Raw genomic sequence first — 21,258 nt, 5'->3', positions numbered from 1 at the left:
CCTTTTAAGCCCGCAGTGTATTGTTAATCTCCTCCATTTTACTCTCTGTCAGAATATATTTCTTGTGAAAATAAAACACAGCAAGTAACAGTCCTGCAATCGGAAGCACCGTCATTGTCATACGCAGTCCGACCAGCGAACCGCCTGCCTGTGCGGCTTCTCCCGCCACAACTGCCGTATCCTGACTTAAGTGGCTCAGCGACAGGCACACGGATACAACCAGTGCCGCTACACCGGAAGCTAATTTTACAACAAATGTCTGCATAGAAAAAATCACGCTCTCGTCCCTGCGCTTATTTTTTAATTCACCATAATCCACGGTATTGGCAAGGAAAATGGTTGTAAGCACCAGTAACATGCCGTTTGCCGCAAAGATGAAAAATGCCGGAATAAACAGTATAAATACATTGGACATTGTTGTAAATACAAGCACCAGCAGCACTAAATATCCTGCTATCGCCATGGCAAAGCTCACGTAAAAAATGCGGATTGTATTTAAAAATTTACGCAGTAACGGAAACAGAATCATCATCGACAATATCTGTATTGCACCGCCAAAGGTGTTAAACAGCGTATAGCCGTTGTACCAGTCCGCACCGCCGAAATCATATTTAAAAAAGTAAATCACCAGATTGGACGTAATGTATACCGATGTATTAATCAGCACAATGGTAATAACAACCGTCATTGCCTGGTCATTTTGCAGTAATGCCTTAAACATCTGCTTTATGGACGGCGCATCGACATCAACCGTTGATTTTTCTTTGATATTCAGACAGGTAATCAGAATGAATACAAAAAACAATACGGATAAAATCAGGGCAAACCACTTAAAGCCCGTTCTTTCATTGCCGTTTCCGAAAAAGTAGACGCACTGCATAGTGATAACCGTTACCAGTGCAGAACCGACCCCGGCGCAGGAACGTGCGAGCGTGGAAAGATTTTCACGTTCCTTTCCTCCCTGCGTAAATGCCGGAATCATGGACCAGTACGGAATATCCATCATGGTATAGGTCACACCCCATAAAATGTATGTAACCGCCGCATAGGCTACCAGCCCGCCGCCGTCCAATGCAGGCGGTGCCGCAAACATCAGATACAACACGATGGCATTGAGCGCCGTTCCCACAAACAGCCACGGCCGGAACTTCCCGAACCGTGTCCTTGTCTTTGCCACAATAACCCCCATAACCGGGTCATTAAACGCATCAAACACGCGCGCCGCCATTAAAATCATGCCCATTGCAATCGCGCTGACGCCTAAAATATCCTGATAATAATACAAAATATAACTTGCCGAAAACATATAAACCATGTCTTTTCCCACGGCACCCAGTCCGTAAGAAGCCATTTCCCTTTTACTTAACATACCTTACCTACTTTCTGCGGCTGCCAGTTCCACCGCCTTGTATGCCCCATCATATATGCCTGCTTTTTTATTGGCTTCAATGCAGTTACACATCTGAAATAACAGCGTTTCTTCATTTAAAAACAACTCCAGCATTTGCAGTGTATGACCGGTGTCACGACATTCCAGCGTACCGTCACCGATTTCTGCCGAATGGACTGCACCCCACTGTTCATGTCCACCGACACGCTTGATAAACAGCTTCGGCACCGGATAAAATGCCAGTTCGCTCGGTTTCGTAACCAGCACATCACAGCTTCTCATCAAAAGATTGGTACAGTAAACCGCTTCAAATATATTTTCATGCCAGAATCCGTGGATTCCCGTGACTTCTCCCGTCAGGGCTTCCTCTGCAAACTTTTTTGTATTCTCCCAGTTGTTAAAATGTTCACAAGAAAGTGTCTTCATCTGCGGAATTTCTGCCTTTAACTGCTCCCATACATTTTTATAATCGCCCACATTGACATACAGTGCAGCACGTCCGTCCCTGATATGCGGTATTAAATAACGGATAATCTCCGCAAAAATTTCTTTCTGCGCACCCGCACCGCCAATCGTCAAAAGAAAGCGCATCGGTTTTTTCTGCATTTTGCGCGCCCGCCTTGCCGCACAGTCTTCTTCGATTCCCTGCACCAGCTCATGGTCAATGTAGTGGCCTGTATACACAAGGCTGTCCTTTGGCATTGGATTTAACACTTTGTTTTTATCCATGCCGTTTAAAATACGGTAGCCTTGGTAGGCAAAACGCGTCTGCACCGTATGAATACTGCCCTCCGACAAATGCAATGCCATTGGCCAGTTATCCGGCACGGCATTGATAACACGCTTCATGCCCGCATGCACCGCCGCCTGCGCCGGCCATACATGTGTGGCAATGACCGGAATTTCTTTTGGCACATTTGCAAATACAGCTGCCATCAGTTCCGCATTTTTCTGGTCTGATGCATTGTAAGAAAGCTTTCTAAAGCCCTCGTAATTCATCGGTTCCCAGACAAACCGGTTAAACAGACGGCTTTTCTGGGACAATCTTGACCCCAGTGAGTATAAATCATTCTGCGCACGGATAACCTTTGTACAGGTCGTATCTTCATAAGAATTCAAATCCATCCAGTACGGTACATAGCCCATTGCATGTGCCGCCGAAGCAATCGCCATGGAAATGCGGTAATGACCGAAGCCCATGCGGATATTTCCCACAATAATGCCTTTTTCCGTATCAAACGGTATCGTTTGATTTTTCTCTCCGGCTGTGCCGTGCTTTTTGGCAACACGCACATCGACAATGCCAAGCGTATCGCCAAGCACCGCATTTTTACGAAGCCGCACCGGATATTTTGTGCCGGTATCATCGCCATATTTTTTGATAAATTTTTTCTTAGAATGAATGGCATTTCTGTATGCCTTGCGGCCGATTTCATTGCCGTAAATCATTTTTGATTTGTCTTCCATAACCTTGCCCCTTTCTATGCCTTTTTCTCGATTCCGTCCAGTAAAATGCCAACCACTTCGCTTAACCCTTCCGTATAGGAAAGTCCACTGTTGACTAAAATATCACGCTGGAAAAACTGCTCCAGTGCGGCTTCCATCATCAATTTAAAAATGGATAAATTCACGGAACGGATACATCCTTCTTTTATTCCCTGTTCCAGCAGTCCCATCGTCATTTCCCAGCCGCCTTCCAGCCGCTGTTCTACCCTTGTGTATATTTCAGGATATTTTTCCTTGAGCAGATACAGCTTCGCAAAATTAATGTCTTTATAGCTGTCCGGCATGACACCGAGAATTGCCCTGATTTTCTCCACTGTGGACAATGCTTCATTTTCCAATATGGCACGCTCGCTTTCCTTTATCGTATCAAACAGGTAATCAACCATGGAAAGAAACAGTGAAGTCTTGTCTGAAAAGACCGTATATATGGTTTTCTTGCTCATGCCGAGGATTCCTGCAAGGTCATCCATGGTGAATTTCAATCCCTTTTGATTAAAGGCTTCTATCGTACCCTCTAAAATCTTCTGCTGCAGTTTTTGTTCCTGTATACTTTCTTTCATCGTTCCCTCCTTCTCCGTTTGTGTTTTGTGTAGTACTTTTGTTGGAAACTATTTTTTATTTTTTAGTTTCCATTATTATATCATATTTTATTTTTGTGCGCAATTGCCATTTTTATATGTATTTCTTTTTATTTTTTTGTGCATGTATCACATATTTTTGTTCGTATTTTTCATAATCTTCCACTATATTTTGCACCTGACAACCGCAATGATTTTAGGCTTTTGCCCCTGATAGTTTTGTATTACATAAAAAGACTCCACAGCCTATGAATTTCTCCGGCTGTGGAGTCTTTCTACCTATTATATAGGGTTATTTATCAGCATTTTTGACATTTCATCAAAATGCCTTATAAGTTGTACAGTCACAATTTACAGTTACAGGTTATCCTTCAATGGCAATATACTTATCACCCTTGACCGGTGCCTTTTCTTTCTTTGGAACAGAAAGTTTTAAGATACCGTCCTCGTATTTTGCCTTGATATCTTCCTGTGTCAGGTCTTCACCAACAAAGAAGCTTCTGCTCATTGCGCCGGCATAGCGCTCCTTGCGGATATATTTGCCGTCTTTCTTTTCTTCATCTTTGTCAAGACCTTTAGAAGCACTGATGGTCAAATAGCCATTTTCAAGGCTGGCACTGATTTCATCTTTCTTAAAGCCCGGCAAATCAATATCTACTTCATAACCGCTTTCCGTTTCCCTGACATCTGTTTTCATAACATTAGAAGCGTGCTTACCATATAGAACCTTGTCTACATCCGGGAACTTAAATCCATTCATAAAATCATCATTAAATAAATCTTCTCCAAAAATACTAGGCATTAACATAAGTCATCTCTCCTTTTCTAAAATCGCTGCTCATTTACCTGTTACTCTGGAACCGGGATGTTTTAAAACAAATTCAATTTCTTTATTTGTTCCTTTCCTTTGTTCTAGTTGTACTATAGCACTTATTATTGGCACTGTCAATAGGTGAGTGCTAATTTTTTTTAATTTTTTGTGTACCAGATGATCCGTCAAAAAGCCTGCGGCTGTTATGAACATTTATATCGTTGAATAAACTGTTCTTTTTCACAGGGTCTGCCATAATAGTATCCCTGTAAATAATCAACCTGCATTTCTTTCATTTTAAGGCTCCATTCTTTTTTTTCAATGCCCTCTGCACATATCCTGACATTAATACTATGTACCATCGGAATGATGTTTTTATACAATTCATAATCTCTTGCATCATTCATCGCCTTTGCAGTAAAATCCCTATCCATTTTCACATAGCTGGGATTCATGTCGCGTATGCAATGAAAATTAGAATAACCCGTTCCAAAATCATCAATTACAAAGCTGATATGATTCTCATCCAACGCTTTCCTGAACTTACAGAATGCCGGTGTCATATCCATAAATCCGCTTTCGGTCATTTCAATACATATTGAATCCGGCTTTAAAACATACTTTTTAATCACATCCAATATATCTCTTTCAACATTGCCATGCATAATCTGAACATATGAAACATTTATATTTATCTTGAAATCAGGAATATATTGCTGCATTTCACAACACGTTTTTGCTGCTTCATCTAATATATATCTTCCTGCCGGAATAATTAATCCAGTTTCTTCCAGTAACGGAATAAATTCTATCGGTGAAATAACCTCTGTATCTTCTTCGGACATCATAGAAAAACGCATAAGTGCCTCAGCACCAATAACCCGCTCTGAGCTGCAATCCACAATTGGCTGGTAATACACCTCAAAGCCGTTGAATCCATTCACAACAGAATTACGGAGTGCCGCTACTATCTTTCCTGTTCTTAAAAAGCTCTCGTAGTCGTTATCATCAAATATATAGAATCCATTTTTTCCCATTTTTTTGGCTTTTTTAAGGACAAATGCAAATTTCTTGCGGCACTCCTCGTAGCCTTCGCAAAATGTTACCGCATCCACAACACCTACCGAAATCGAAAAAACAGCCTCGTAGTTTTCAGATACTATAAACTTATACAGTCTGTCATCTATCTTTTTCTTAAGCTCCGCGGCATAGTCCTTTGAAGAATGTTCCAAATCAACAATCACATACTGGTCGGCTACAAGATGATATATCCTCTGTTTATCAGAAAGACATTCCTTCATGCAGTCAGCTACACTTTTCAAAATATGATTACCATAAGCCGCTCCGCGGGAACTATTGATTGCTCCAAAATCATCAATTCCTATATGCATAAGAAATCCCTTAGAAAGGCGTTTCTTCTGAGAACGCATATATGCGTTAAATTCAAGTCCTCCAAGCAATCCTGTGACATTATCTGCTCTCCTCTGATTCCCGGTTTCATTCAGACATCCAACCAGATATTGTGGTTTTCCCTGTGAATCATCTATCACAATACCGCGGCAATTAATCCATACCGGCCTTCCTTCTTTATCAAGCCATCTGTGATGAAGATTATGTACCTTTTCTTTTCCTTCACATATAGCCGTAAGATGCTCCTGAAGCATCTTACGGTCTTCTTCATAGACTACCTGTAAAAGAATATTCGTAACGTCATTTATAACATTTCCGGATATCATAAAACGGTCCACAGCCGACTCAGACAACTCCATTGTATTATTCTGCAAATCATATACATACAGATAGTCATCCATACATTTTGCGATTATTTCTAATAAAGTTTCTTTTGTCTGCTCACCAAATACCTTAAATATATTCTCACTCACAACAAGAACCTTTCTTTCCTAATCGTATCATAAGATACCAGAGTTAAAAGTCCTAACCCCACATGAACCTGCTCATAAGTGGAATCAGGCCTTTTATGCCCCAATATCATTATAATTCTCTTTTAACCTTTAGAATAACTTAAATCTGTTTACACGCTCATTCATCTTATCTGCACCCTCTGAGAGATTAATACTAATTGCTGTATTCTCTTCTGATGATGCTGCTGTACTCTGTACAACACCTGAAAGCTGTTCAATTCCCTGTCCGACCTGCTCTAATGACTCTGCCTGTGCATTGGCTTTCTCCATTGTATTCTCTGCCATTTCTGCAAACGAATCCATGTCCGAAATAATCTGATTGAAAGCTTCTGCCGTTGTAATTGTAACTGCATTTCCTCGTTGAATTTCAACTAAAGTTTTATCTATTAAATCTCTTGTATTTACCGCTGACTTAGCACTGTCTGCAGCAAGTTTTCCTATCTGATCTGCTACTACCGCAAAGCCCTTACCTGCCTCACCTGCCCTGGCAGCTTCTATCGAAGCATTAAGAGCTAACAAATTAGTCTGTGAAGCAATATCTTCAATATCTGTAATAATATTACCTATTTCCTTAGATATTTCTGTAATATGTTCCATCTCTGTCAACAGAACATTCATTTTTTCCTTTTCTTCATTCGCTTTGTTCGCAGAAGCTTTTACACGTTCAGATGCATTTTTTGTTTCCTTTGCAGTATCTACAGCAAGGTCAACAACTGTATCTATTGTTGCATTCAATTCCTGAATAACTCCGGCCTGTTCCGTTGCACCATCTGATAAAGACTTTGATGCACTTTCAACTTCCTTTGCGTTATGTGTAACCTGTTCAGCAATACCGCTAATTTCTGACAATGTACTGTTAAATCGTTTTAAAATATATACAAGTGACTCTTTCAATTCTGAAAAATCACCCAGAAACGGTGTAATATCATCACCATTTCTTGTCAAATCACCCTGAGCTATCAATTTAACCTCCTGAGAAATCTCACGGACATAATCTGAAAGAATATTCATTGCTTCTTTCAGCATTCTTATTGTATCTCCGAACTCATCATCTGATTCGTAAGTAAGCATTTCTATATTAGACAGTTCACCTTTTCTAAGACTGGCAACTGCTGCATCTATCTGCTGTACCGGTTCTGTTATTGAATCTGTAATTATCTTTCCGATAACTGTTGCAACTACTGCAATCGCGATTCCTGTTACAATAATGACAATAAAAATAATAATAGTACAGATGTTGGCAAGTGTTTTCGCATTATCTAATTCCACCTGGAAATCATCATGTAATGTATTTAATTGTTTTACAAATGACATATAGCTTTCATATGCACTTCCGATCATAATCTTCGCTGCTTCAGCCTGTTTATTATCTCTACTCAATTTGTATACTTCATCTGAAGTTGATAAGTATTCTTCCCACGCAGAAGTTGCCTTTTCGTAATCGGCTTTTCCTTGCTGTGCTTTCTTATTTGAATTAATTATCTCACCTAACTTAGCTGTCGCGTCTTTAATCTGACTTTCTATATTATCATTTTCTTTTTCACACGTAGCCATAGCTGCGGCATCTGATTCTACAAGATGCTGATACTGCTTGATTCTATACTTAGCAGTCATTGTTTCTAATTCCTGCAGATACTCAAGTGAAGGAGACCACACTTCCGTAATATGACGTATATTCGAACGAATCACTAATGTCGATACAAGTGCCACCAGTACGAAAAACGCTGTCATAACTAATACCGACGTCCGATATACCTTCAATTTCGCTGCAACTTTTAAATTACCTATCCATTTTTTTAACTTTGACATATGGTTTCCCTTTCTTTCGTTTTTTGAATGAATTTTTTTACTGAATTTCATTGTAAAAAGCTCAGAAACGACCGAAATTCCCCAGCTTTATAATTGTCTCTCAGGAGATTGTTTAAAAAATATCACAATCTAGTTTGAAATGCAATAAAATTTTTTATTTTTTTTTGTATTTTTTTGTTTTTTTTTGTTTTTTTGAAGCCTAATCTAATATGGATTTTAAAATTTCCGCCTGTTGTTCTCTTTCCATAACAGGATTTTTTGAGAGTTGTTTATTTCCTATAATATAAACAACTCTCGAAAATTCTAAGCGCTTTATGCAATATTCTGCTTCAGGCACGTCTTAATATCATCTTCCGCGTTGCTGATTGCGCGGATATGAAACGTATCCACCAGATACTGCAATACATTCGGGCTTAAAAAGGCAGGGAGTGTCGGTCCTAAATAAATGTTTCTGACGCCAAGGCTTAACAGTGCGAGCAAATCCGCTACTGCTTTCTGCTCATACCAGGACACAATCATGGAAAGAGGCAGTCCGTTTACATCGGTATTAAACGCATCGGCAAGTGCAGTGGCAATGCGTACCGCCGAATAAACATCGTTACACTGTCCGACATCCATCAGACGCGGCAATCCGGCAATTTCACCAAAGTCCAGCTTATTAAACCGGTATTTTCCACATGCCAGTGTCAGAATCACACAGTCCTGCGGCACCATTTTTGCAAATTCCGTATAATAATTTCTTCCCGGTCTGGCACCGTCACAGCCGCCAATTAAAAAGAAATGGCGGATTGTTCCGTCCTTTACGGCTTCTACTATCTTTTCAGCACAGGTCAGCACCGCCTGATGTGCAAAACCCACTGTAATTTCCTTTTCTTCTTCATCATCGGAAAATCCACCTAATGCCAATGCCTGTTCAATGATTTCATGAAAATCCTTTTCGCCGTTTTCCTTTTTAGGAATATACTTTACTCCTTCCCAGCCGACAACATTGGTGCTGTAAATCCTGTCCTTATACCCCTCACGCGGACGCATCAGACAATTTGTTGTCATTAAAATACAGCCCGGCAGATTGTCAAATTCTTTCTGCTGGTCCTGCCATGCACCGCCAAAATTGCCCACCAGATGCGGATATTTTTTCAATCCTTCATAGCCGTGACCCGGCAGCATTTCCCCATGGGTATAAATATTAATACCTGTGTCTTTGGTCTGTTCCAGCAGCATTTCCAAATCTTTAAAGTCATGTCCCGATACGATGATAAACGGTCCTTTTTTTCTACGAACACTCACCTTATGCGGATACGGATTGCCATAAACGCTTGTGTTCGCTTCATCTAACTGTTTCATTACCTCTAATGCCATTTCACCGGTACGCATCGTCATCCGAATTAATTCTTCCACCGTCAGCGCATCGTCTGTAAGTGCTTCCAGTCCGTAAATATAAAAATCATCGACCTGTGTTCTGTAATATCCCAGTTCTCTTGCCTGATGTCCGTATGCGCTGATGCCTTTTAATCCATAAAGAATCGTCTGTCTTAATGAACGGATATCTTCGTCAAGTTCTTTGTCATACATAATTCCTGCCATCGGCGCATCTTTTAACATTTCACTTTTCGTTTCCGGCAGATTATAAACTGCTGCCGGGCGGTTGATTTCTGCCTCTGTCTGCTCCCGCAATTCTTCCTTAATGTTTTGCGATACCTTTAATAATTCCACATGTACATCTGCATCAAAATTTACATTTGTAAGCGTTGTAAAAAGAACGTTTTCCAAAAAACGCACCACTTCTTTAGGCGCATGTTCCCCTGTTTCCAATAATTTTTTTGCATAACAGCAGATTCCCTTTGCCTGATAAATCAGCAAATCCTGCAAATTTGCGATTTCCGGTGTCTTTCCACAGACACCCATTTTCGTACAGCCTTTTCCGTTTGCCGTCTGCTCGCACTGATAGCAGAACATCTCATACCCCAAATCCATGTTATTACTCATTTTCCTCTCCATTCCTACCGCAATTGCGGTATATTCGTTCTTTCAATATATAAGTATTGACATTCTTTGAAACTGCATACACTGTTTATAAAATCTAATTTGTTAAAGTTTTATGATTTCCTGTATTCTCCATTGACATTCCTACCAAAATACTATATTATAGTACCAATATACTATTATCTGATAATCATTACTATTATTTATTGCAGACCAAATGAAAGGATTTCATATGAAAATTAAACACACTTTATATATTATCCTGCTGACAGCTTCACTGATTCCGCTTTATATTTTTGCTTCTGTCATGATTGTACAGAATAATAAAAACACTAAAAGCATGATGCAGGAAAATCTGCGCTTTATCAGTGAATCTACCATATCCAGTATCGAGAGTTTTTGTGAAGCCCGTAGAGATACGATTGATATGATTACCCAGTATGAAATGATACAGGATGCTGTTCATTCCAGTCTGGATGGCAGCATTTCAGATGATGATTCCATTTCCTATATTAATAATATGTTATGGGAGCGAAAAACCCATTGTGATTTTTTACAGAGTCTTTTCATTATTGATACCAATTTTAACATTGTTGCATCCAGTGAAAATATTACTGCTTCAACTTCAGATTATTTTGCCCATGCTGATTCAGACTCTTTAAACGGCAATTTCATAATTTCCGATGCTTACCAGCGGTTAATTGATGGTGAAATGACTACTGTTGTTGCTGCATACTCCGGTATTTTTGACCTTAATACACAAAACATAATTGGCTATGTTGTAGAAGAAATTCCGACTTCATACTTTGATAACTACCGCTCCAATACAACTTTATGGGAAAACGGGCTGCTCTATCTTATTGATAACAATAACTTTTTTATCACTGCCGGCAATCCGGATGAATCTACTTCCGATTCATTGACTGATGCCAATGACAACGCCATATGGCAGAAAATTACTGAACATTTATCCTGCACCAATCGTTCTAACACTTCCGGACAATTTTATTTTAACGTTTCCGGAAATGAATACGCGATATATTATGCACCGGTTCATTACACAGACTGGATGATTTTTATTACTATTGATTTAAGTTCTTATCAGAAAATGAAAACTGCCTACCGCATCCTGCTTGGCACAACAGTTCTTTGGACTTCCGTTGTCCTTTTACTGGTACATTACCTGATTACGAAAAAAATAACCAAACCGGTACACCTGATTTCCGGCACGCTTGAAAATGTCCAGCTGCAAAAAAACTATGCACTACGTATTCCGTATGATAAAAATGATGAACTTGGTAATTTATCCAATAAAATTAATGCACTGTTAGCCTATGCTGAAGCCAATGAAGTACATCAGCAGGAATATCAACGATATCTTACCAAAAAAACACAGTTAGACCCGATGACACAGCTTTTCAATAAAAATGCCATTGAAAATAAAATACATGCTATGATTGAACAGGCAAACGACACACATACCCGCATTGCCGTCGGCTTTCTGGATATTGATAATTTTCGTGACTATAATACACTCTACGGACATCAGGAAGGCGACCGCGTTATCCGCTTTGTTGCCTCTATTTTAAAAGAAAACATTAACGGAATTGTTGGCAGAAACGGTGGTGACGAATTTCTTTTCTGCCTTGCCGCAGTCGATTCAAAGACAACTATTGAAAATGAAATCCGTACAGTTTTTGAAAAACTACAGGAAGGTCTTATAAACTTAGAAACCGGTGAACGAATGTCTATTCCCTGCAGTATCGGCATTTTTGCTGAAAACGGCAGTCAGCTGCATTACAGCTATATGGTACAGGGTGCTGATGCAGCGATGTATCAGGCGAAAGAACTGGGCAAGAACACCTACTATCTTAATTACAATTAAAGGACAACCCATCGTGCAACCGCTTTAATCACGCACTTTCTATATTCTAAACAGTCAGTATAAAACAAGCGGAACGATATGATACTATCAAAGTTTTACCTCATCTGTTATCATATCGTTCCTCTTTTAATTCTATGTCAGTTTCCAACTTTTTTACAATTCCCGAAGCATTCCTGTCTTTTTCATTACCGGACGTAATGCCAGATAAATAATCGTTGCTACAATCACTGCTATGACTGCATTAACCGATGTTGTAATCGCACCGATTTTTGCAAGTGCCTTGGCAAGGTCCTGCGGAACACCAAGCAGATAGGATTTATAAAAATATCCCACAACCGGGTCTGCCACAATATTAAATGCCATACCGCATACACTTGATACAATCGTTGCAACGGTTACATACTTTGCTGAATGGTCTTTTGAAAGATGAAACAGCTTATGTGCTACAAATCCCACAATCAGACCGATACAAAGCTTTAAAATAAAGGTCTTTGGTGCGCTCGTTACATACGCCGTTGTCAAATCGCTGATTGTCATACCGACTGCTCCGGCTAAACCGCCCCATGCACCACCGATTAACAATGCCGCTAAAACACAGAAGACATTACCGAAGTGAAACATTGTTTTCTCTGTTCCGACCGGAACATCAATTTTAATAAATGTTGCACCTACATAACATAATGCTGCACACAGCGCTGCCTGCGCCAATACCTTTGTATCAACCGGTTTACGCTCTCCCTTGGACACGATATTACAAATACCCGCAATCAATACAATCACACCTGCAATTGCAACTAATAATGATACTGCATATGCCGTGTTACCCTTCTGTACATAATTGTGAAAACACAATACCAGACCGATTACAAAAATCACAGCGCCTGCAGCTGCTTCAATAATACTTCCTGACTTTTTCATCATCCTCATCCTCCGTTCCTTTTGCTTCGGATAAGAATAAGCTTTTACTGGCAATTATAAAAGTACCAATTTGAATTTTATTTATATAGCCAGTTTATTTTTGTTTTATGGTCAGTTTACTTTACTGATACTCACGAATTAAAAACATCGGCTTGATTGCCATAACTTCATCATATTCTTCCTGCTCTACTGCCACGCTGGAATTTAATGCTTTTAAATCACTCTTTAAAACTTCAAGTGCCTTTTCGATGGTCGTTGCACGACCTTCCTGCATAATATCAATCATTCTCTTTAACACGACCGGATGTGCATACCATGCCGGAACCGGAAAGTCCGGATATTGTCTGATGTACTGCTGCATTTCATCAACAGCCTGTTCCAAATGTGTTTCAATGTACTTTTTATTGTTTCTTGCAGTCGGTAAAACATTGGCACTGGAAAAGAAGAAAATGGAAGCCAGTCCAAACAACAGGAAATACATTGCAAATCCAGCATGTGTAATCAATGCGTAGATACCATACAGCAATGCCGCTGCTCCCAACAGCGTAATGCTGAGTGCTACCCATTTATATGCCGGATTACTTCTGTCATACACTCTTTTTCTTTTTGCCCCTGCACTTAATGCAATACTTAATTCTTCATTCTTATTCAGATACTGCATACAATTCTCTAATACGGCAATATTCTCCTGTGCTTCTTTTGTCAGAACCTTTGCTTTTTTCTTTGCTGCAAGACGTTCTTTTTCTTTCAGTCTTTTTTCCGCTTCTGCGCTGTGAAGCCGGATTTCAGGATGTGTCTGTTTTAAATAGGCTAATAAAGAATCGACATTTTCTTCAAATTTGAAATTGCACTGCTTTTCTTCGCCATTGTCATATTCCACAACCAGATACGGAATCGTTGCAAATAATCCCTTTCCTGTGAATCCGCCTTTGCTCATCGCAACTCTTTTAAATACTCTTTTTACGGAAGTGAGCGGAATGTAATATCTTCTCTCAAAATAAAAACTGTTCAGATAAATCGCTTTTTCTCCCACTCCGCATGGTCCAAACTTTCTACAATGCTTTTTATCCTGCGCCAATTCTTCCTTTTCAAGCGATTCTTTTCCTAAACAACGTGGTTTCCACAACATACAACCAGCCCCTTCCTTCAGTCATTGTTTCTTTGGTGTGTCCTTTCTATTCTTTCTATTATTTCACCAAAGAATAAAGACGGGGAGCCACACGAAACATCGTCTGCTTTCAACTATTTTCATGTGGCATCCCCTTTAATCTAAATTATTTTATCTTTTATGTACCTCTGTAAAATGCATTTACAGATTTTCTAAACGCCTACTGTTATGCAGCTTCTTTTGGCTGTTTCTTTGTTGCATACATGAAGATGCCAAAGAATACAATTGCTAAAATGATACCTGCCGGGTAAGCTACTGTTGTACCGAGGTTCAAGCACTCCGGTGCATAGAAGAAATAGGTCATAGATACGGCACTCATAAAGGTTGCCGGTACTACGGTAATCCAGTAATTCTTCTTTTCTCTGAATAAGAACATACTTGCTGTCCACAATACAATCATAGCGAGTGTCTGGTTTGTCCAGCTGAAATATCTCCAAACGATTGTATAATCCAGATGTCCGACAACTGCACCAACTGCTAAAAGCGGTACACATAAGATCAGTCGTTTTGTAAACTTAGACTGGTCAACCTTAAACCAGTCTGCAAGAACCAGTCTTGCACTTCTGAATGCTGTATCACCTGATGTAATCGGGCATACAATAACACCAATCATTGCAAGGGCAACACCGACACCGCCCATTGTCTTAGAGCATACATCGTAAATTGCTGCGGACTGTCCATTTGCAAGAATGGCACTTAAACCAGTACTTAAACCATCTGTTACTGCATAGATTGAACAACCTGCTGCTGCCCAGATTAATGCGATAACACCTTCTGCAACCATCGCACCATAGAATACGAAATGTCCCTGCTTTTCAGACTTCATACAACGCGCCATCAGTGGTGACTGTGTTGCATGGAAACCGGAAATCGCACCACACGCTACGGTGATAAACATAACGCTCCAGATTGGTGTTCCCTTCGGGTGCATATTGGTAAAGTGTGACCAGATTTCAGGAATCTGATAATCTGAATGTGTAAAGACACCAATAATAACACCTAATGCCATGATGATTAAGCAGATACCGAATACCGGATAAATACGTCCGATAATCTTATCAATTGAAATAAATGTGGCAATGAAATAGTATGCAAGAATAATCCACAGCCAGAATTCTGTACTTGCAACAATTCCTGATACATTGCCGTTCTTAAATAATGTAACAATTAATCCGGCCGGTCCTACTGCGAATACGGTACCTACCATAACGAGTAAAACCACACTGAAGATTCTCATAACATTCTTCATGAATCCGCCCAGATAGATACCGCAGACTTCTGAAATAGAAGCACCTTCGTTTCTTTCTGAAAGCATTCCTGAAAAATAATCATGTACACCGCCGGCAAATATTGTACCGAAAGTAATCCATAAGAATACAACCGGTCCCCATAAAGCACCCTGCATCGCACCAAAGATTGGTCCTAAGCCCGCAATATTGAGGAGCTGTACCAGAAACAGTTTCCACTGCGGCATTACTACATAATCAACACCATCGTTAATCTTTACCGCAGGAGTTTCTCTGTCATCCGGTGCAAACGTATTCTCTACAACCTTACCATAGACAAAATAGCCGCCGATTAAAAGAAGCAGACAAATGAAAAAACTAATCATAGCTTTTCCCTCCTTACTTTAAATATTCTATTGTTCACAGTACTGATCTCTTAATCATTATTATAGTCATCTTTCGATAAAATGCAACTATTTAGTTCAAAAAAAGCGCCGAAAAATTTCGACGTTTTTTGTGCATTTTTTATATTTTTTATAATATTTTTATCTATTCTATTGGTTACTTTTTTGTACTTTTACGGATTTTTTAAGCCCGTCAACGTAACGCTCCTGCTGCTGTTCCTGCCTTTTTTGGGCTGCACTTTTCTGTACGGACCGGTTCGCACAGATACCTATTATCATAAATAAAATCAATATTATTATGGAAATGAGCATCTGCTTAAACTGGCACCGGTTAATCCGGTATTCTTCGTATACCGCACCGTAGCTCTGAGACGTATAATTCATATACAGATCCATATAATCTTCTAACCCGTTTGTCTGGTTCTCCAGCAGCTTGTTTAAATTTTTTTGTTTCTGTGTCTTTTTGTTTTTATAGGAAATAATGTGTAAATTTCTTATAAAAGATTTTTTCTGCTTCCACTCTTTTTTCTCTATCAGTTGCTCATAGCCTTCTGCTTTAAACTGCTGTTCAATAAGAAACAGTGTTTTTCTTTGCAGCCCCCACATCCGGCAGATTCTGTCCTGCATTTTTTCGCAGAATTCCTGCTGTTTAAACAGTTGTCTATACCGTTCCCGGTTAAAAAATATATTCCATGCTTCCTCCGTGTTTCTTAGATACGGATTCATAATGATATATTCAATCTCTTTTAAGCACTGCTGCTCCGGTTCGTCCTTTCCGACTTCCGCAAAATCATATTCAGAATCAGATACAATTTCAGATTCAACTTCATCCGGCGTACCGGCAATTTCCAAATCCGGTGTTGCTCCCAGTTCTGATGTAACACCGGACATACTGCCTGTATTTTCCCATGACGGCACATTCGGTTCTTCTGTCATTCCCGCATTTTCAAAAAATCCCGGCATATCCCGTTTTTCAAAACCACTGCCGGACTTTTGGGATTCCTGTACCGACTGCGGCACCGTTTCCGTCCGCTTTGCCGCTCTTGCCTGTCTGAGCGCACTTTTATAAGCTTTTTGAAGCTGCTCAAATTCTTCGGGTGTATCCTCAGGATGATACTTTTTTACCTGACGGGCATACGCCGCCCTAATCTCTGAAATTTCTCCTGTCGGCTCAATTTCGAGCCATTCCCATATAGATTTATTCATCGGTATCTTCCTCTTCTTTCTGCCAGAACGTTTCATCATACGGTCCGAAATCGACCTGATTCTGCTCTATATAGTCCAATATCGCCATAATGCGTACATATTCCTGCCGTACTTTTCTGCCTTTTGTGTTTATCAGAAGTTCCTTAAAATACCGCAGGCACTCCTGAATAACCTGACGGTTCTTTGGTGTCGTCTGCTCATACAGTCTTTCCGCCTTTTCAAATAACAGACGGTTCTCCTCTTTTTCCCACGGGTGTAACGGCATTTTTTCTAACTGCTCCACCCGTTTTTCCAGTTCTTTTTCCGACAGTCCGATTTGCTTATTGACGATGACTTTATGGACTTTTTCAACGGATGACTCTATATTGACATCTAAAATGCCATTGATGTCATAAATAAACGTCACCTTGACAACCTGTTCTCCTTCCGGTGCTTTCGGCAGTCTTTTTAAGTTTATTTCCCCAATTTTTAAATTGTCCGATGCCTTTATATTTTCTCCCTGATAAATCGGAAAGTTCATGGTTATCTGATTGTTACGGACCGTTGTGTAATACATCGTCCGCTTGCAGGGCAGTGTTTCATTTTTCTCAATAACCGGCGAAAAACTGCCGTCATAGAGTTCCGTACCGAGCGAAAACGGGCAGATATCCGTTAAAAGCATATCTTTAATATCACCGGTGCGTTCTTTAATCGCCGCTGCCATGCCGACACCGTATGCTACACTCTCATCGGGATTTTCCTCCAGTACCACAGGCACTTTGTCGCCAAGCAGTCCTTTAATATACTGCTGTACCACGGGCATTTTGGACGATCCACCGACCAATATAACTTTGTCGAGTTCCTCTAATTCGATTCCCACCATATTGATGACCTTTGCGATTGGTTTTGCCATTCTTGAAAACAGCTCCGCTGAAAGATGGATCAGCCTCTGATTGGTCATTTTCAGCGTATAGGCTTCGCCTTTAATATACACCTGCCGCTCTGCTTCATTTTTATCGGTCAGTTCTTTTTTTACCGCCTCTGCCTCTTTTAAAACATTTTCCTGCTCATTTTTCGTTAAATATGCTTCTGAAATCTGATTCTGCTCATAAAAATCCTGCGCAATGATTTCATTAAAATCTTTTCCGCCTAAATAATTATCTCCAGCAACTGCCTGTATTTCCACGACATTGTCAAATGCTTCCACCAAAGATACATCTAACGTACCGCCGCCGAAATCGAACACGATAAAGCTTTCTGCGCCTTTTTCTGCCGTATGATGCTTTAATGCCACCGCTGACGGCTCATTAATCAGACGTTCTACCTTTAATCCTGCAAGTCTGCCTGCATTTTTTGTGGCATTGCGCTTATTATCGTCAAAATACGCCGGCACACTGATAACCGCTTCCGTCACTTCTTCGCCCAGAAACTTTTCCGCATCTTCTTTTAATCTTCTTAATACAAATGCCGAAAGTTCTTCTGCACGGTATTTTTTTCTGCCGTTTCCGTACAAAAAATTTGTGCCCATATTTCTTTTAAATTCACGGAACGTATCATACGGCTGTGTTGCAAGCATTTCTTTTGCCACACTGCCCACAAATACCTCTTGATTTTTTCCGATGCCGACAACGGATGGTGTAAGATACTCTCCAAATGCATTCGGAATCAGCACTACTTTTCCGTCCTGCCAGACGCCCGCCAGACTGTTTGTTGTTCCCAAATCAATGCCAATGACTGCCATTTTTTCTCCCCCTTTTTATCCTTTATCTTTTTGCCTTTAATTTCCTGCTTTAAATTAGTTTCCCATATCTTTTAAGCTCTGGAGCAGTTCCAAATCGCTGTCCTTCACCTTAATATTCGATGTTATCGGTGATTCGCCCGGTCTTTGCACGGTTATTTCAATCACCGTTCCTTCTTCGATTCCTCTTGAAAAAACTGCCTTTAAAAACGCTGCAAATTTCGGATGGTTTGCCGTAAATTTATTTTTTGCATTCATTAATTTCATCATTGCTGCCGGATTCATCATGTTTGTTCTCCTTTTCTGTGCCCTGCATTTTAAATATATTCTTTTAGTTCTTCATTTACAATTTCCTGAATATCCTGCCGCCATTGCCAACGTACCTACTTTTTTATCGTTCATCCACACCTGTAAACTTTTATAATTGTTCATTAATACCCTCCTGAATGGATGAATAGCCTTTTTTTGCAAACAATGTGTCAAAATCATTTTCACAGCCCAATGCAAAACTGATTTTAATAAGCGCCGACAATGTTTTTTTCATATACTTTCCTTTTTGTCTATATTTTCACGCAATTTTTCTTATAATTAAAAATTATATCATATTGCTTTGCCACTGACAATAAAAAAAGAGTGAATACGTTTTAATATACTCACTCTTTTTTGCCGCCTTACCGGTGGTTCTAATTTCTTCGTTTAAGGAGTCACACGCCCCATTTGACAGTCTAAGCTTTCATATTGAATCGTTAGAACTTTTTAAACACTTCGACATAATTCTGAAGCTTCTGTCCGATTTCCGTATTTTTTGCAGCATCTTTTTCAATATCATTGATAGAATCCACAATACCGCCGACGCTGTCTGCCGCATCATTGACGCCCTGACTGCTTTCGTCAATTGTCGTTGAAATGTCACTGATACCCGAATTCATTTCTGCCATGGTATTTTTGAGTGTTTCTGCATTTACCGCAAAATTTTCCAGAATATCGTTGACCTTTGCCGCATCATCACGGTATTCATTGGTAATCGCTGCAAATTTTTCATAGTCTGCCAGAATACTTTCATCGACATAAGCAAGCAGTTTTCCTGAATTGCCTGTCAGATCTTTTACACTGTCAATTACTACCAGACTGATTTCCTGAATACTGTTAGCAATCTTTCTGCTGTCCTCTGCCAGTTCCCTGATTTCTTCCGCAACAACTGCAAATCCTTTTCCGGCATCTCCGGCTCTTGCTGCTTCAATCGAAGCATTGAGTGCCAGCATATTGGTCTGTGATGAAATGCTTAAAATGTCTTCTGTCAGTTCCTGAATCCGTGCCACCTGCTTACTGTTTTCAATCGACTGGTTTAAACCGTCTTTAATCTGTGCTACCATATCGTTTGTGCTTTGTCTTCCCTGCTCGGTATCTTCACGGTAGCGCACAGATTTTTTCTGAATCCGGGCAGTAATTTCATTTCCCTCTGTAATTTGTTCCGTTACATTCACAATTGCATGGAAAATGTTGTCTGACCCTGCGCTGAGCTGTTCTGCCGTTGCCGAGATTTCCTGCATGCTCGCTGCCATTTCTTCCATAACGGCGGATACACTGCCTGCATTGTCATTGACTGCCGTAATCTGACCGTTCATATTTGCGGAAGCTTCCTGTAGGGCATCGGATTTACTTTTAATATCTTTCATAATCAGCTGTAGCTTTTCAATAAATGAATTGATTCCGTCAACCAGTTCCCCGATTTCATCTTCGGATTTCACTTCAATTCTCGCCGTTAAATCACCATTACTTTCTTCAATATTTTTGATAATATCATTCAGCTGGCGGTTTGCTGACTTTAACGGCTTGATAATAAACATAATCATCACGATAATGGCTGCGCCGATGACTAACATGATTGCCAGAATAACCGCATATACCATAATAGACTGGCTGTACTGCTCATTTAACTGGCTTGATGCTTCACTGACCTGTGCACTGATTAATGTATTGAGATTATCTGCCGCTGTTTCAAGTCTTGAAGTAATACTGTCGTCACCCTCTGCTGTCAGTTCAAAATAATCATCCATGCTGTTGCTGTCACTGCTTAATACGGACTGGATTTTAGTGCTGTATTCTTCATATACGCTTTCATATTCTTCCAGACCGGCTAACACTTCTGCATTACCGAATGCTTTCACCGCTGTTTCTAAGGCTTCAAAAGATGCCGTCAGATTCTGGATTTCATTTTCCATATTGGTCTTCATATCCGAAGCATTATCTGTCGCATTTCCCGCCGCCTGCGCGCCTGAACCGCCTGATACGGTGTTCTGCTGATTTGACATGCCCGTGGTATCCTGCGTGCCCTGCTGGCTGTCACCCTGCATCATCTGCATGTTTTCTGACTGTCCGCTCTCAGACTGTGCATTTTCCGACTGCATATTTTCTGCCTGCGGCATGGCATCTGATGCGTTCTGTGTACTGTCTGATGTACCGTCAGCGTTATTTTTTTCCATCTGCTTCTGCATTCTGAATGCCGCCGAACTGTTTGCGTATTTCTGCACTTTTTCAATAGAGGTCGAAGTGTCCGCCATTAAAGTAACGGCTTCCATACACTCATTGGAAATTTTCTGGCTTTTCTTATTCATGCTGTGGATAAATAAAAAGCCTAACAATACGCTTGCAATGCCGGCGGCAAATAAAATGCCTGCCAGTACCAGTATTTTTGCACTGATTTTCTTTTTCATCTTCATTTCCTCATCTACCGG

Annotated in this window: 16 protein-coding genes; 1 reads left to right on the top strand and 15 read right to left on the bottom strand. The window is 40.2% G+C overall.

Features of this window, described 5'->3' with window-relative positions; genetic code table 11:
• Nucleotides 1-4 precede the first annotated feature (4 nt).
• From LI288_RS03950 to hcp, 7 genes are all read right to left on the bottom strand, one after another.
• Nucleotides 5-1,369, bottom strand: a complete 1,365-nt coding sequence (locus tag LI288_RS03950; RefSeq protein ID WP_022432857.1) for a glycoside-pentoside-hexuronide (GPH):cation symporter — start codon at nt 1,367-1,369, stop codon at nt 5-7.
• Between the two features lie 3 nt (nt 1,370-1,372).
• Nucleotides 1,373-2,857 (bottom strand): DUF6937 domain-containing protein, encoded by a 1,485-nt coding sequence (locus tag LI288_RS03945; RefSeq protein ID WP_022432858.1) that lies wholly within the window; start codon nt 2,855-2,857, stop codon nt 1,373-1,375.
• A gap of 14 nt (nt 2,858-2,871) precedes the next feature.
• Entirely contained in the window at nt 2,872-3,456 is a 585-nt protein-coding gene (locus LI288_RS03940; protein ID WP_227089507.1) for a TetR/AcrR family transcriptional regulator, read from the bottom strand.
• Nucleotides 3,457-3,838: 382 nt separating this feature from the next.
• A complete protein-coding gene (locus LI288_RS03935) occupies nt 3,839-4,282 on the bottom strand; it encodes an Hsp20/alpha crystallin family protein (protein WP_022432860.1) in 444 nt (147 codons plus the stop codon).
• Nucleotides 4,283-4,488: 206 nt separating this feature from the next.
• The gene (locus tag LI288_RS03930; protein WP_227089506.1) at nt 4,489-6,168 is read right to left on the bottom strand and encodes an EAL domain-containing protein; all 1,680 of its coding nucleotides are present in this window, start codon (nt 6,166-6,168) and stop codon (nt 4,489-4,491) included.
• A 129-nt stretch (nt 6,169-6,297) separates the two neighbouring features.
• Nucleotides 6,298-8,016 carry a HAMP domain-containing methyl-accepting chemotaxis protein gene (locus LI288_RS03925; RefSeq protein ID WP_022431096.1) on the bottom strand — a complete coding sequence of 573 codons (1,719 nt, stop codon included), beginning with the start codon at nt 8,014-8,016 and terminating at the stop codon, nt 6,298-6,300.
• A gap of 312 nt (nt 8,017-8,328) precedes the next feature.
• Nucleotides 8,329-10,002: a hydroxylamine reductase gene (gene hcp / locus LI288_RS03920; protein WP_227089505.1), complete on the bottom strand. Its 1,674-nt coding sequence runs from the start codon at nt 10,000-10,002 to the stop codon at nt 8,329-8,331.
• A gap of 229 nt (nt 10,003-10,231) precedes the next feature.
• Here hcp and LI288_RS03915 point away from each other — a divergent pair, with 229 nt between their 5' ends.
• Nucleotides 10,232-11,884, top strand: coding sequence for a sensor domain-containing diguanylate cyclase (locus LI288_RS03915; protein WP_227089504.1), 1,653 nt, complete (start codon nt 10,232-10,234; stop codon nt 11,882-11,884).
• Between the two features lie 153 nt (nt 11,885-12,037).
• Here LI288_RS03915 and LI288_RS03910 read toward each other — a convergent pair whose 3' ends face one another.
• The 8 genes from LI288_RS03910 to LI288_RS03880 all read right to left on the bottom strand — a co-directional run bounded on the left by LI288_RS03910 (nt 12,038) and on the right by LI288_RS03880 (nt 21,237).
• Nucleotides 12,038-12,805 (bottom strand): ECF transporter S component, encoded by a 768-nt coding sequence (locus tag LI288_RS03910; protein WP_320055218.1) that lies wholly within the window; start codon nt 12,803-12,805, stop codon nt 12,038-12,040.
• 118 nt (nt 12,806-12,923) lie between these two features.
• Nucleotides 12,924-13,931 (bottom strand): hypothetical protein, encoded by a 1,008-nt coding sequence (locus LI288_RS03905; protein ID WP_022431092.1) that lies wholly within the window; start codon nt 13,929-13,931, stop codon nt 12,924-12,926.
• Nucleotides 13,932-14,136: 205 nt separating this feature from the next.
• Nucleotides 14,137-15,582 (bottom strand): carbon starvation CstA family protein, encoded by a 1,446-nt coding sequence (locus LI288_RS03900; RefSeq protein ID WP_022431091.1) that lies wholly within the window; start codon nt 15,580-15,582, stop codon nt 14,137-14,139.
• 168 nt (nt 15,583-15,750) lie between these two features.
• Nucleotides 15,751-16,806: a hypothetical protein gene (locus tag LI288_RS03895; protein ID WP_227089503.1), complete on the bottom strand. Its 1,056-nt coding sequence runs from the start codon at nt 16,804-16,806 to the stop codon at nt 15,751-15,753.
• Nucleotides 16,799-18,526 (bottom strand): Hsp70 family protein, encoded by a 1,728-nt coding sequence (locus LI288_RS03890; protein ID WP_022431089.1) that lies wholly within the window; start codon nt 18,524-18,526, stop codon nt 16,799-16,801. The genes LI288_RS03895 and LI288_RS03890 overlap by 8 nt, the downstream gene beginning before the upstream one ends.
• Nucleotides 18,527-18,580: 54 nt before the next feature.
• A complete protein-coding gene (locus LI288_RS03885) occupies nt 18,581-18,811 on the bottom strand; it encodes a hypothetical protein (protein ID WP_022431088.1) in 231 nt (76 codons plus the stop codon).
• Between the two features lie 130 nt (nt 18,812-18,941).
• Complete coding sequence (locus LI288_RS14280; RefSeq protein WP_022431086.1) at nt 18,942-19,067, bottom strand: hypothetical protein; 126 nt, start codon at nt 19,065-19,067, stop codon at nt 18,942-18,944.
• Nucleotides 19,068-19,269: 202 nt separating this feature from the next.
• Entirely contained in the window at nt 19,270-21,237 is a 1,968-nt protein-coding gene (locus LI288_RS03880) for a methyl-accepting chemotaxis protein (protein WP_227089502.1), read from the bottom strand.
• Nucleotides 21,238-21,258: the final 21 nt, after the last annotated feature.

The organism is Lachnospira pectinoschiza (assembly GCF_020564355.1).
GTDB lineage: Bacteria > Bacillota > Clostridia > Lachnospirales > Lachnospiraceae > Lachnospira > Lachnospira intestinalis.
This window is presented reverse-complemented; position numbering and strand designations above follow the sequence as displayed.

What these genes read in the sequence shown, in the direction of transcription:
- LI288_RS03950 (WP_022432857.1), bottom strand. Translation starts at nt 1,369, where the DNA reads ATGTTAAGTAAAAGGGAAATGGCTTCTTACGGACTGGGTGCCGTGGGA.
- LI288_RS03945 (WP_022432858.1), bottom strand. Translation starts at nt 2,857, where the DNA reads ATGGAAGACAAATCAAAAATGATTTACGGCAATGAAATCGGCCGCAAG.
- LI288_RS03940 (WP_227089507.1), bottom strand. Translation starts at nt 3,456, where the DNA reads ATGAAAGAAAGTATACAGGAACAAAAACTGCAGCAGAAGATTTTAGAG.
- LI288_RS03935 (WP_022432860.1), bottom strand. Translation starts at nt 4,282, where the DNA reads ATGTTAATGCCTAGTATTTTTGGAGAAGATTTATTTAATGATGATTTT.
- LI288_RS03925 (WP_022431096.1), bottom strand. Translation starts at nt 8,016, where the DNA reads ATGTCAAAGTTAAAAAAATGGATAGGTAATTTAAAAGTTGCAGCGAAA.
- hcp (WP_227089505.1), bottom strand. Translation starts at nt 10,002, where the DNA reads ATGAGTAATAACATGGATTTGGGGTATGAGATGTTCTGCTATCAGTGC.
- LI288_RS03915 (WP_227089504.1), top strand. Translation starts at nt 10,232, where the DNA reads ATGAAAATTAAACACACTTTATATATTATCCTGCTGACAGCTTCACTG.
- LI288_RS03910 (WP_320055218.1), bottom strand. Translation starts at nt 12,805, where the DNA reads ATGATGAAAAAGTCAGGAAGTATTATTGAAGCAGCTGCAGGCGCTGTG.
- LI288_RS03905 (WP_022431092.1), bottom strand. Translation starts at nt 13,931, where the DNA reads ATGTTGTGGAAACCACGTTGTTTAGGAAAAGAATCGCTTGAAAAGGAA.
- LI288_RS03900 (WP_022431091.1), bottom strand. Translation starts at nt 15,582, where the DNA reads ATGATTAGTTTTTTCATTTGTCTGCTTCTTTTAATCGGCGGCTATTTT.
- LI288_RS03895 (WP_227089503.1), bottom strand. Translation starts at nt 16,806, where the DNA reads ATGAATAAATCTATATGGGAATGGCTCGAAATTGAGCCGACAGGAGAA.
- LI288_RS03890 (WP_022431089.1), bottom strand. Translation starts at nt 18,526, where the DNA reads ATGGCAGTCATTGGCATTGATTTGGGAACAACAAACAGTCTGGCGGGC.
- LI288_RS03885 (WP_022431088.1), bottom strand. Translation starts at nt 18,811, where the DNA reads ATGATGAATCCGGCAGCAATGATGAAATTAATGAATGCAAAAAATAAA.
- LI288_RS14280 (WP_022431086.1), bottom strand. Translation starts at nt 19,067, where the DNA reads ATGAAAAAAACATTGTCGGCGCTTATTAAAATCAGTTTTGCATTGGGC.
- LI288_RS03880 (WP_227089502.1), bottom strand. Translation starts at nt 21,237, where the DNA reads ATGAAAAAGAAAATCAGTGCAAAAATACTGGTACTGGCAGGCATTTTA.